This is a genomic window from Acidovorax sp. DW039, assembly GCF_037101375.1.
Taxonomy (GTDB): Bacteria; Pseudomonadota; Gammaproteobacteria; order Burkholderiales; family Burkholderiaceae_C; genus Acidovorax.
The window spans coordinates 1,055,493-1,068,477 of record NZ_AP029019.1 but is presented as its reverse complement, the minus strand read 5'-3'; the positions used below and the strand labels follow the sequence as shown (position 1 = coordinate 1,068,477).

Annotated in this window: 10 protein-coding genes; 1 reads left to right on the top strand and 9 read right to left on the bottom strand. The window is 49.3% G+C overall.

The window, feature by feature from the left end:
- Position 1: 1 nt before the first annotated feature.
- The 9 genes from AACH87_RS04775 to AACH87_RS04735 all read right to left on the bottom strand — a co-directional run bounded on the left by AACH87_RS04775 (position 2) and on the right by AACH87_RS04735 (position 10,236).
- Positions 2–619 carry a DUF1415 domain-containing protein gene (locus AACH87_RS04775; protein WP_338797606.1) on the bottom strand — a complete coding sequence of 206 codons (618 nt, stop codon included), beginning with the start codon at positions 617–619 and terminating at the stop codon, positions 2–4.
- Between the two features lie 183 nt (positions 620–802).
- A complete protein-coding gene (locus tag AACH87_RS04770; protein ID WP_338797605.1) occupies positions 803–1,981 on the bottom strand; it encodes a deoxyguanosinetriphosphate triphosphohydrolase in 1,179 nt (392 codons plus the stop codon).
- 18 nt (positions 1,982–1,999) lie between these two features.
- A complete protein-coding gene (gene aroB / locus AACH87_RS04765) occupies positions 2,000–3,118 on the bottom strand; it encodes a 3-dehydroquinate synthase (RefSeq protein WP_338797604.1) in 1,119 nt (372 codons plus the stop codon).
- An 88-nt stretch (positions 3,119–3,206) separates the two neighbouring features.
- Positions 3,207–5,162: an Ig-like domain-containing protein gene (locus AACH87_RS04760; RefSeq protein ID WP_338797603.1), complete on the bottom strand. Its 1,956-nt coding sequence runs from the start codon at positions 5,160–5,162 to the stop codon at positions 3,207–3,209.
- Positions 5,163–5,176: 14 nt separating this feature from the next.
- Complete coding sequence (locus AACH87_RS04755) at positions 5,177–7,297, bottom strand: type IV pilus secretin PilQ (RefSeq protein WP_338797602.1); 2,121 nt, start codon at positions 7,295–7,297, stop codon at positions 5,177–5,179.
- Positions 7,298–7,317: 20 nt separating this feature from the next.
- Positions 7,318–7,863, bottom strand: a complete 546-nt coding sequence (locus AACH87_RS04750) for a pilus assembly protein PilP (RefSeq protein WP_338797601.1) — start codon at positions 7,861–7,863, stop codon at positions 7,318–7,320.
- The gene (locus tag AACH87_RS04745; protein ID WP_338797600.1) at positions 7,860–8,546 is read right to left on the bottom strand and encodes a type 4a pilus biogenesis protein PilO; all 687 of its coding nucleotides are present in this window, start codon (positions 8,544–8,546) and stop codon (positions 7,860–7,862) included. Before AACH87_RS04745 ends, AACH87_RS04750 begins: the two co-directional genes overlap by 4 nt.
- Before the next feature lie 2 nt (positions 8,547–8,548).
- Positions 8,549–9,160: a PilN domain-containing protein gene (locus tag AACH87_RS04740; RefSeq protein WP_338797599.1), complete on the bottom strand. Its 612-nt coding sequence runs from the start codon at positions 9,158–9,160 to the stop codon at positions 8,549–8,551.
- Positions 9,157–10,236, bottom strand: coding sequence for a pilus assembly protein PilM (locus AACH87_RS04735; protein WP_338797598.1), 1,080 nt, complete (start codon positions 10,234–10,236; stop codon positions 9,157–9,159). The genes AACH87_RS04740 and AACH87_RS04735 overlap by 4 nt, the downstream gene beginning before the upstream one ends.
- A 360-nt stretch (positions 10,237–10,596) precedes the next feature.
- Between AACH87_RS04735 and AACH87_RS04730 the strand changes: the two genes are divergently transcribed.
- Positions 10,597–12,906 carry a penicillin-binding protein 1A gene (locus AACH87_RS04730; protein WP_338798852.1) on the top strand — a complete coding sequence of 770 codons (2,310 nt, stop codon included), beginning with the start codon at positions 10,597–10,599 and terminating at the stop codon, positions 12,904–12,906.
- The last annotated feature ends 79 nt before the right edge of the window (positions 12,907–12,985 follow it).

Genomic DNA, 12,985 nt, shown 5'->3' with positions numbered 1-12,985 from the left:
CTCACCTCGATGCCTCTTTTGCGTCCAGATCTCCCGCCCCGGTCGCTTCTGGCGGATGCCGCCCTACATCCAGGGCGCGCCATCCTTCCATACCCATATCCTCCAGCAACCGAATATTCCGCTCATAGATCGCATCGGCCTCAGGAAATGCGGCTACCGCACGGTCAATGCTCTCCTCTCGGATCAGATGTAACGTCGGATAGGGTGACCTGTTGGAGCAGTTGGAAACATCCTCGATCGACGTTCCAGCAAACTGGAAGTCGGGATGAAAAAAGGCTACCTGCAACACACCATCAAGGTCCAGTTTCCCCACCAAGTCGTCTGCAACTGCGGTGAAATCATTGAAGTCGAAAAAGTCCTCCATGCACCGCGGGGCTATCAAAAGCGTGGTGTCGCGAACCTCTGGACTCATTTGCGATAGAGCCAGCAATTCCTGGCGCAAATCCTCCGCCAACCCTTCCGCACCCTCAGCCCGACTCACTACATAGTGGATCTGCTTCTTGACGTGAACACTCTTGGCAAAGGGACACAAATTCAGGCCGATCACGGCCCTCTCCAGCCATTGCACGGTGTCTGCAACCACTGAGCCCTCGAACAATTGCGTAGAGTCTGGAGACATCGGAAGACAAACAGGCATTGGCTGGGGAGAGGGAATAAGGAGGGGTGGCGGATTGTATGCGGGCCATCAAATGGTCTCTCTTTGCGCCCCATCAAAAACTATCGGGCCACCGGCAATACACAGCCCGAGAAGTCCACAAGCATTCAATCAATCGGGTGTAAAGGTCTCTGCTGAAACTACACGCTACACGCCCATCAACTTCGTGTGAAGCAAGCGCTCGTGTTCGCGTATTGCATAGCGATCGGTCATGCCAGCGATGAAGTCAGCAACAACCCTTGCGCGCAACTCCATATCCCCACGGGCAGCCCGTTGCCCGAACGCAGGTTTCATTTCGGCGGGCTTTTCGAGATAAACACCAAAAAGCTCATGGATCACCTGTTTTGCCCGACCGGTGGTTTCCATGACCTGGGGGTGCCGATAAAGCGATCGGAACAAAAATGACTTCAACTCTGCAGAACGTTGCTTCATCTCTGCACTGAATTGAACCAATGGCGGTAACTCACGGACATGTGCAACGCTTTGCGGCTGATATTTGTCCAATACAGCGCGAGTTGCATCAATAAGGTCATACACCTGCGCACTCAGCATGCGGCGGATGGACTCATTCAACAGCCGCCTGCGCATGTCATCGCTTCCTAACCCCGGGTGCTCTGCCAGACTGGCTCGACGAAACCGATCAAATAGATCCACTTCTTGAAGCTGGTCCATGGTTAACAAACCGGATCGCACCCCGTCGTCTATATCGTGAGCGTTGTACGCAATCTCATCTGCAAGATTACAGAGTTGCGCCTCCAGACTGGGGCGGCGTTTCAGTAGAAATCTTTCTCCAACTCCCCGGGGCTCCACTGCTTCCAGTTTGGAGGCATTGGCAAGCGAACAATGCTTGAGAATTCCTTCCCTTGTTTCGAAAGTCAGATTCAAACCGTCATAAGTGGGGTAACGCTCTTCCAAAAAATCTACTACCCGAAGACTTTGGAGGTTGTGCTCAAAGCCCCCATATTGCTCCGTACAAGCATTGAGTGCGTCTTGGCCTGCATGACCGAACGGGGTGTGACCCAGATCGTGCGCCAGAGAAATTGCTTCCACCAAGTCCTCATTGAGGCCCAATGTACGAGCTACTGAGCGCCCCAACTGAGCGACCTCCAACGAATGCGTAAGTCTGGTTCTGAACAGGTCGCCCTCGTGATTCAGGAAAACCTGGGTCTTGTAAACCAGTCGTCGGAACGCAGTGGAATGCACGATGCGATCCCGATCGCGCTGATAGTCCGTACGGGTCGGCGCGTCAGCTTCCGCAAACTTGCGTCCGCGGGTTGCAGAAGGATGACACGCGTATGAGGCAAGCGTGGGGTGACTTTGATCCACAGTCAGCCCGCTCTTTACTTAGGCGCAGCAGTCATTGATCACTTCTTTGACCAATTCATCCGGTACCGAGCGAAGAACTGCTTTGCCCGGCCCATCTATGAGGATGAAGCGTATCTCTCCGCCCTCCGACTTTTTGTCTAAGCGCATCAGCTCCAGATAACGCTCTGCATTTCGTGCAGCGTCTAGTACAGGACCTTGAACTGGCAATCCGGCCCTTTGAATCAAAGCTTTTAAACGCTGCACAAAGTTGGCATCCACCATGCCCAAACGAGCCGACAACTCGGCAGCCATCACCATGCCTGCCGCGACCCCCTCGCCATGCAGCCAAGTGCCATAGCCCATTCCCGCTTCAATAGCATGCCCGAAGGTATGACCAAAATTCAAAATGGCACGCAGACCACTTTCCTTTTCATCTTGCTCAACTACATGCGCTTTGATTTCACACGAGCGTTGAATCGCATATGCCAAGCTCGCAGAATCTTTTTTTACAAGCAAATCGATGGAGCCCTCTAACCACGACATGAAATTCATATCGAATATGGGTCCATATTTAATTACCTCCGCTAGGCCTGCGGACAACTCTCTCTCTGGCAGAGTCTTTAATGCATCTACGTTACAAACTACCACTTTAGGCTGATAAAACGCCCCAATCATGTTTTTCCCCTTGGGATGATTGATAGCAGTTTTACCCCCAACCGACGAATCTACCTGAGCCAGCAAAGTAGTCGGAACTTGGACAAAGGCGATACCACGCATGTATGCGGATGCTGCAAAACCTGTCAAATCTCCAATTACTCCCCCACCAAGCGCGTAAAGCACCGTACTGCGATCACAATGATTCTGAATCAAAAAATCGAAAACTTCATTTAAGGACTCCCAATTTTTATAAGATTCTCCATCAGGCAAAACAATATCAAAAACAGCAGAATAACGGGAAGATATTTCATCTCGCAACGCCGCGGCATATAGCGGTGAAATTTTAGAGTTCGTTACAACAACAGCAGAACCACCAAAAGGAACAACTCCAAAAAGACCCTCAAAAATAGAAAAACCTTGCGTTATATATATTGGATAACCTCTATCCTTCAAACCAACAGATATACATGGAATCGAATTAATATTCAAATCAGGAGCCATTTCAAAGACCACAAAATAACAATCCGATTAATAAAAATAAAAAAGGGGACACCCATTTGAGCGCCCCCTCATTCAAAAAATTCAAAAATTAATTAAGAGTAAAAGGAATAACAGTGGTCAAACCACCGGGGCTTGTGATTTTAACATTTACAACCCCCCCTCTCGCACATCCCTTGAGGCCAATCGACACACGCGTCTTCAAGTCCTCACCAGGATTACCTGGTGTCGCCGGAGTGTTAACCACTGGAGAACCAGCAATATCAGCCACAGTACACCCATCAGCCAAGGGAGTCGCAGAAATAATCGTACCGGCAGGCATAGGCAACAAATTATTATCAGCACTACCCAGAGCAAAATTAATACCTCCGGCACTTGCGACCTGATCGGCAACAAATGGGGAAGACGACGAGAATAATATTACTGCCGTCTGCCGCACTGTCGTAGAGAGCCCAATATTACAAGTATTCTCTCTAGAGGCAAACGCACCTCCGACGCCGGGGCAGGAGAGAGTGCCACCACGCGAAACAACGAATTCCCCCGAATCAAAGAGACCATTCTCGTTGTCGTCACGGAAAGCATCACCTAGCTGGCGAAGATTATCCGTCGAATCAAAAATATTATTTCCATTTAAATCATCGTAATCTTTTGTGCCAGCCAAATAAGCCATAACAGATACTCGCCCCCCGGAAGTCCGGGGATTTTGCGTGCGAAACTCTACTGAGCATGACGATATTTTATTTGTGGTTGTCGTTGCACAACTATTTGCAACCTGTCCACCTTCTGCAGTAAAGTTAATGACAGTTCCATCCGCAACTGCATTTCCCTGTCTATCAGCAATTCTCGCTGTCAGGGTTGTAGAAACACCATCTACACCCCATCCCTCAATATTAAACGTGCTGACTGAAAGGCTCATGAATTTTTGGGATGCGGGCCCAGAAGCAATAGTCAGGTTCTGTGTTTCCGAAAAAACAGTCGGTGCCGCAACAAGGGAGGCCTTAACTTTGACTGGCCCTGGAATGGTTCCAGAAAAAATTGACACTGAAACCAGCCCAGCCTGATCCGTAGTTGCAGTAACACTCGATGTAGAACCAGATGCATTCAAACCAACCCCACCTGGATTCTCTGAAATGCTGAAACTAACCGGTATCCCCGATATCGGCGTGCCCGATGCTGCAAGCACCTTGAATGTAGCAACAGCCTGCTCTGCAGAGCCTGAGCCTGCTACGAAAATTTGATTGGGCGTCGCCGAGACAAAAACAATCGCGTTAGCAACCGGAGGAGCGATCGATACAGAAGCGGTGCGTGCAGCAGCTCCTGGGCTGGTGGCAGTAATACTCACACTACCACTACACAATGAACCATCCGAGTTGACCGAAACATAGGTGACTGATGCTTTACCTGCACCATCTGTCTGTGTGCTAACTCCGCCTCCTGAAGCGTCTAGACCATTTATGCGACCGCAAGAAACAGTAAAAGCGACATTAACGGGTGTGCCGACTAGCGGAGAACCAGCTACCAATGCACTAACTGAAACAACTGTATTACCACCTGCCTGCAAGTTTGGATTAGCAATCACCAAAGGAGATAAACTTAATCCAGCAGCAGCAACAGCAAAATCCTTCGATACAGTTCCGACGCTTACAGATCCGCCTGAAGTGGATGGCAATTCGACTGTAGCCTTCAGCGTCGCTGCACCGGAAGCGGTGAAAGATGCAGCACTTATCTGAACAATAGCCACACCAGCAGCATCAGTCAGAGCTGAGTTTTGCTGCAGTACTGCAATAGTCGTGTTAGATACTTCAAATGTTACTTTCCGGTTAGCCACCAAATTATTGGAAGAATCACGGACCGTCGCTTTTACTTGGTACGCCTTACCCGCCGTAATGCTACTTACAACTTTACCATCAGTATCACTCAATTCGAGTTGCACAATTGGAGTTGGCGTACCTCCTGAAGGACTTGAACCAGCACTACCACCGCCCCCACCACATGCCGCAAGCACAGCAGCCAATATCAAGAATATATATCTAATCATATTTTTCATAAATACTCCTCTTTTCATCTCGCCACACTACGGTCGGCAATAACTTTGGGCGTTATAAATATAAGCATCTCACGCTTTACAGATTCTTTTGTTTTGTTTTTGAAAAGATTTCCAACAACTGGGACATCACCAAGGACGGGAATCTTATTTTCTTGATTTGTTTCTTCAAGCTCAAAGATCCCACCTATCACAACGGTACCGCCATTTTCAATAAGGACTTGGGTCTTTATGTGCTTAGTATCGATCGCCACGCCTTGAGTAGTAGTTTCACCCCTACTGTCTTTGTTGACGTCCAAGTCAAGGATAATATTACCTTCCGGTGTTATCTGCGGAGTAACCTCCAGCTTCAGAACTGCCTTCTTGAACGCAATAGTGGTCGCACCGTTTGGTGCTGTTACAGAGTATGGATACTCAGTACCTTGTTCAATCAATGCCTTTGTCTGATCTGCAGTGATCAGCCGTGGGCTTGAGACTACCTTGCCTTGGCCATCAGCTTCCATAGCAGAAAGTTCAAGAGTCAAGAATCGGTTAGCTGCCGAGTTAAAGATTGAAAGGGCGAACGAGCCAAAGTTACTAGCGTTTGACAATGAAGCAGGCAAATTCACAAATGTGCCAGATGTGTTGACTGCCGTTCCATAACCCGCAGAACTGGTAGCGTTTGCATAACTGGTGCCAAATGCAACACGATTGTTGCCACCAATACTATAACCACCATCGCCACCGTTTTGAGCCCGGAGATCACCCCCCCCGAGTTTCACCCCTAATGAACGCCCAAAAGTATCACGTGCCTCAACGATACGAGCCTCAATCATAACTTGGCGCACGGCTACATCTAAGGTAGAAAGAAGCTTGCTCACACTCTCCAGTCTACTCGGAGTGTCAGTGACAAAAATCTGATTAGTTCGAGGTTCTGCGATGGCACTTCCCCGTTCCGACAAGAACCGGTTTGAATTATTTGCTCCTCCGCTTGAGCTGGTCGTGGTGAGTTGGCTAACCATATCGGCAGCCTTCGCATAGTTCAACTGAAAAGCTTGGGTTTTCAGGGGTTCCAGCTTTTGTATTGCAAGAGCTGCTTCATAATCTTTTTTGGTTCTGTCATCGATTTCATCCTTGGGTGCAATCCACAAGACGCTGCCAGTCTTACGCATTCCCAAACCTTTAGCGTCCATGATAATTTGAAGAGCCTGATCCCAAGGAACGTCCTTCAGCCGAAGAGTGAGCGCTCCCGTTACAGTATCGGAAGTAACGATATTAAAGTTAGTGAAATCAGCAATTACCTGCAGCAAAGATCGAACTTCAATATTTTGAAAATTCAACGATAGTTTTTCACCGCTGTAATTAGGCCCTGAAGTGAGTTTTGACAAATCAACTTTCTTTTGCCTAACTTCAACGACAAGCTGGCTATCGCTCTGATAAGCGGAGTGCTCCCAATCGCCGATAGGCTCGATGACCATTCGGACTTTGTCACCCTGTTGCGTAGTAGTTATGGACTGAACTGGCGTCCCAAAGTCGGCCACATCTAAGCGCCGACGCAACCCTTCGGGCAATGACGAACGAAGAAACTCCACATTAAGAGATTTCCCCTGCTGCTTCAAATCCACTCCGATTTGATTGCTAGGCAGTTCAATAATTACCCTTCCAGCGCCGTCTGCCCCCCTACGGAAATCAATATCCTTAAGGGACTGAACATCGCTGTTATAACTATCAGCAAACTTAGCCTGCTGAGACGCGGACGAACTGTTACTTACAGCACCCGCAATCGGATCCAGCACCACAAAAATGCTGGTGCCTACGATCTCAGTCTTATAAGAGGTCGGCTGTTTTAAGTTCAAAACGATACGCGACCGCCCTCCAGCCTCGACCACATTGGCAGATTTCAGATTGCCCTGATTAATTTCAATGGAAGCTTTTCCTGTCGAGTTTGCAGCCCCGAGGAAATCCAGGGCAATCCTGGCAGGAGATTGAGTAGAAAACCCCGTAGGCGGAGATGTGAGGGGCTCCTGCAAATCGATCTTCAAAACTTCAACACCCGCCTGCATGGAACCGGAGACTGCTTTAATAGCTTGTTCCGCCAAAGCACTCAATGGTGCGCAGGTGACACATAATGCAATAGCTGCAAATTTGAAAAACACCATATTTTTCCTGTTTTTATGTATCATTTTTTTGCACCCTCTTGCAGATCTAGTGATGTCATACGCTCAGTCCAGTCACCCGTTGCATCTTGAACAATTTCTCTCAACTGAAGACCAGACTCATTAATCTTCACAATGCGACCGTAGTTTTGACCAAGATATTGACCTACATAAACTTGATATAGCAAATTATCAACTTTTAGCAATGCAGTTGGTTTGCCATTCTTGGTCATGCTACCAACCATAGAAATAGAGTCCAATGGAAAGGCTTCCAAAGGTTCTTTTTTTCTAATTTGTTCAGGTGCAATAAGAGCAGCATTCGCACCCGTCTGAGATGAGTCTCTCTTCAGTGCCTGAGTCAACTTCAATGGATTAAATGGATCAATTTCAGATGAAACTGTGTAATCCTGTGGTTCAAACTTCTTGGGTTCTGATATGGGAGTAATTCTCGGACGAGCCTGAGCACGTTCGTTTGCCATCCATTGGCGAAGATCTTCGTCAGCTGAAGACATGCATCCGACCAGGATTAAGCTCAACACCAGAGGGGACAGTGCGTAGAAATTTTTCATTTCCCTCCTCCTGGCTTACCTGCTGCAGCTTTACGCTGCGCTTGAACCTCTTCAGTATCAAGATATCTGAAGGTACGAGCAGTACCCTCGAGAGTCAAAGAACTTAAGTCTTTAGGGTTGGCAGTAACAGCAAGATCGTTCAAAGTCACGATACGAGAAAGATGCGCTACATCGGACGCAAATGCACCTATATCATGGTATTTACCACTAACTTTCAAAGCAATAGGCAACTCAGCATAATAATCTTTTGCCACCAATTGACCAGGACGGAATAGTTCAAATTGCAAACTCCTTCCCAGCCCGGCTTGGTTGATATCAGAAAGTAGAGCCGCCATTTCTGCTTTACTTGGCAATTGTTTTTCCAACTGAATCACGTACTGCTGAACTTGCTCACGTTGTTTTTTAAGAGCATCCAAACTGACCGCTTTCAAAAGCTTCTTCTGATAGTCAGCCTTAAGGGTTGTCTCAGTATTGCGTTCTGCATCGAGTTCTGCTTCATAGTCCTTGAGCACAGCAAACCAAAGTGCTACAGCAACAAAAATTGCCGTTATCACATAAAGCAAAACACGGGGAAGTGTAGGCCACAACGAGGGATCCTTGGGATCCAGGCCCACAAACTGTTTGGAGAGTTGATTTTGCAATTCTGCAAAATCAATAGCTGCTGCTTTCTTCTTTGTGGCCATTTTTATTTAGCCTCTCCACCTGATTTGGCACCACTCTCCGATGACTTGGCGTCACTGGGTCTCGTCAGAGTAAATTTCATGCGAAAGCTAGAAACTCTTCGCTGATCCTTAGGGGTCAATGGCACTGTAGCGGAAACAATTTCTTGCAGCTCAGGCTTTGATATCCAAGGCGAACTGTCTGCCAAGTTTCTCAGCAATTCGGAAACACGTTCGTTAGACTGAGCCATGCCTTGCAAGGTAACAGAGCGATCAGTTTGCTTAAAGCTGCTGATATAGACACCATCCGGCAACTGTTTGACCAGTTCATTTAAAAGATGAACAGGCGTATTTCTGTCGGATTGCAAATTTTCAACCGCCTTCTGGCGGGCAACAAGGGCTGCGATTTCGTCTTCGATATTAGCGATTTCTTTGATTTGATTTTCCAGGACAGCTATCTCTTGCTTGAGAAAATTATTTTTCTCCTGCTGTTCAGAAATCAGCATTTGCAGCCACCAATAGATAGCGCCCGCAATCACCAAACCCATTAAAAAAGATGCAAAGAGTGCAGCTTGGAATGCCTCACGCCTGCGCTTTCTTGCAGCCTCTCGGTGTGGTAGAAGGTTAATTAAAATCACCGCAAAAACCTCCGCATTGCCAAGCCACAAGAAGTCAGATACGACGGAGCTTCACGAGCCATCTTCTTCAAACGAACATTGCTTCCAATTTCCATCCCATCAAAGGGATTAACAGAAGTACATGCAAAGCCGGATTGCTGAGTGACAGCCTCCGTCAAACCAGGCAATGGCGCAGATCCACCAGCCAGAAGAATATGATCAACCCTGTTGTGCGGGGTACTTGTGAAAAAGAACTGCAAAGCTCGGACAATTTCTTGTGCCATGCTGTCTACAAATGGACGAAGCACTGCCGAGTTATAGTCCTCTGGTAAATCCCCACTGCGTTTTTTGCTCTCGGCCTCTTCTACTGAAAATCCATACTGCCTTACGATCAATTGTGTGAGCTGAGCACCACCGAAAGCCTGGTCACGGTCATATAGAACTTCATCATTCAAAATGACTTGCATGCTGGTGGTGAGCGCTCCTACCTCAAAAAGCGCGACCATGGCATTGGCGCCCTTGCCGGGCAAACCTTCAATCAAACGGCTAGCAGCCAAACGTGAAGCATTGGATTCAATATCCAGAATGACCGGCTTTAAACCGGCAGCCTCAGCAAGCCCCTGCCGATCCTGCACCTTTTCTCGGCGTGAAGCAGCAATCAGCACATCTACATCACCCTGAGAGCTTTTGCTTGGCCCGATAACACAAAAATCCAAACTCACTTCATCAAGAGAGAAGGGAATGTACTGATTGGCTTCAGACTCCACCTGCACCTCCAACTCCTGCTCAGACATACCTCCGGGCAGCGAAATGCGCTTGGTGATCACAGCAGAAGATGGCAATGCAAGCGCCACGTTTTTCGTTCGAGTACCGCTCTTTTTCACCAAGCGGCGCATTGCCTCGGCAACTTCATCGAATTTTTCGATGTTACCGTCGGTGATCCACCCACGCTCAAGCGGCTCGATGGCGCAACGCTCCAGCACAAGGCCTCCCGCCTTGTCGCGGCCAAGCTCCACCAGTTTGACGCTGGAGGAACTGATGTCTATCCCCAGCAGAGGTGCAGCCTGACGACTGAACAAAGATCCCATTGAGATCAAGATTGGTCCCCTGTAACCCGTCAAAATGACGCAACAAAACTTAACACTTCACATGAATGCTATCAGTAAGATACTTCAGCGGCAAAGGATTTTGCCCGCTTGCTTACCATAGAGCGTTGTCAAAATCCGACGATTTTCTATCGCTCTACTCCCACCTAAAACCAATCGTTCCCAAGTTTTGGGAACGCATTGCATCGCTCTCAACAAGTTCGAATCTGAAATTTTTGTCAACATTTTTATAATGTTGAGAGCAGCTTTTTCGATCCAATGACCTCCACCTCGCAACACCAACCCTCAAAGAAATCGTCGCCACCACCAAGCAGGGGAAATCGCTGGCTGGCCTTAACAGCCAAGGCGTTGATGTGGAGCCTGGGACTCTTAATGGCTGGCATAGCATGTCTGGCACTGGCAGTGGCCTTGGCCCTGGCCGTCGCATACCCCAACCTTCCTGACGTTTCTGATCTGGCCGACTACCGTCCCAAGCTGCCTCTGCGCGTTTTTTCGTCCGAGGGTGCTTTGCTTGGAGAGTTTGGCGAAGAGCGCCGCAGCTTGACTCCCATCCAAGAGATTCCGCAGGTGATGAAGGATGCGGTGCTAGCCATTGAAGACGCTCGTTTCTTCCAGCACGGAGGCGTTGATTACAAGGGTGTAGTACGCGCAGGTTTGGCAAACCTGGGACGAGTTAAAAGTCAGGGCGCCTCCACGATTACCATGCAAGTCGCGAGAAATGTATACCTCTCATCAGAAAAAACATTTACTCGCAAAATTTACGAAATATTACTCACATTCAAACTCGAGCATCTGCTGACAAAGAACCAGATTCTCGAGATTTATATGAATCAGATTTATCTGGGAAACCGTGCCTATGGTTTTGCTGCGGCAGCCGAGACATATTTTGGCAAGCCCCTGCAATCCATTTCCATCGCGGAGGCGGCAATGCTCGCAGGGCTACCCAAAGCGCCCTCGGCGTACAACCCAATCAGTAACCCCAAACGTGCCCGCTCAAGACAGCTCTACATCATTGAAAGGATGGAGGAAAACGGGTTCATTACCGAGCAAGAGGCGGCAGATGCTAAGAAAGAAGAACTCAAGATTCGCTCGGGTTTTGCGTCCACAAGGGTGCACGCGGAATACGTGGCAGAAATGGCGCGTCAACTGATCTTCACCCAGTATGGAAACGAAGCATACACGCGGGGATTGAACGTATACACGACGCTCAACGCCGGAGACCAAGAGGCCGCTTACACAGCCTTGCGTAGAGGCATCATGGACTACGAGCGGCGGCAACAGTATCGAGGCCCCGAAAAGTTTGTGACACTCCCCGCAGGTAATGGGCAAGATGTGGAAGATGCGATCGATGATGCGTTAGCCAACCATCCCGACAATGGAGATGTGCTGGCCGCCATTGTGCTGGACGCTAACAGCAAGAAAGTGACCGTGGCGCGAGCTAACGGCGACGTCCTCGAGGTGTCGGGCGACGGATTGAAGCCCGTGCAGTCCGGTCTGAGTGACAAGGCTCCCCCTAATCTCAAAATCAGGCGTGGGGCTATCGTACGGGTGTCCAAGACAGCAAAGAGCACGTGGGAGCTGACCCAGCTCCCCGAAGTGGAAGGGGCGTTTGTAGCGTTGGATCCGCGCTCTGGCGCGATCAAGGCCTTGGTTGGGGGTTTCGACTTTGATAAAAACAAGTTCAACCATGCCTCACAAGCATGGCGCCAGCCTGGCTCAAGCTTCAAGCCCTTCATTTACTCAGCGTCTCTAGAAAAGGGATTCACTCCCGCCACCGTGATCAATGACTCCCCACTGTTTTTCGATGCAGGCGTGACTGGTGGTCAGCCATGGGAGCCCAAGAATTACGATGGCAAGTACGACGGTCCAATGACCATGCGGACAGGTTTGGCGAAGTCAAAAAACATGATCTCGATCCGAGTCCTTCAAGCGGTAGGCCCGAAAAATGCACAGGAATGGATCACGCGCTTTGGTTTCGAAGCAGAAAAACATCCTGCATACCTCACGATGGCTCTCGGGGCAGGCTCGGTGACCCCACTGCAAATGGCAAGTGCTTACTCTGTCTTCGCCAATGGCGGTTATCGGGTAAATCCTTGGCTGATTGCGAAGGTGACGGATCAGAAAGGGAAAATCATTTCTGAAACGCCGACGCCAGTGCTGAGTGAAGAGAACAGGGCCATCGACGCACGCAACGCGTTTGTCATGAATAGCCTGCTGCAGGAGGTGACGCGGGCAGGTACTGCTGCGAGAGCGCAAGCCACGCTCAAGCGCCCGGACATAGCGGGCAAGACAGGCACGACTAACGATGCCGTCGATGCATGGTTTGCCGGCTATCAGCCCACCATCGCGGCTGTCACCTGGATTGGCTATGACACGCCCCGCAATCTTGGAAGCCGCGAAACAGGTGGCGGGTTGAGCTTGCCCGTATGGATCAGCTTCATGGAGCGCGCACTGAAGGGTGTACCCGTTTCTGAGCCCAAAGTCCCCCCTGGTTTGATCAATGTGGGCGGCGAATGGATTTATGAAGAATACGCTCGAGGAGGTGTATCCAACGTAGGTCTGGAAGAGCGGGCGCCACTGCCTGGCGGATCTGCAGCGCCCCCCAGCCAACCACCTGCTTCAGAGGAAAGAAATCGCATTTTGGATTTGTTCCGCAACTGAACCCGACATAAGGCGTGCACGAGGAACTGCACGCCTTCTACTTACCGAAGCCTTATTGCCTCAAGCAACAACAAGAACT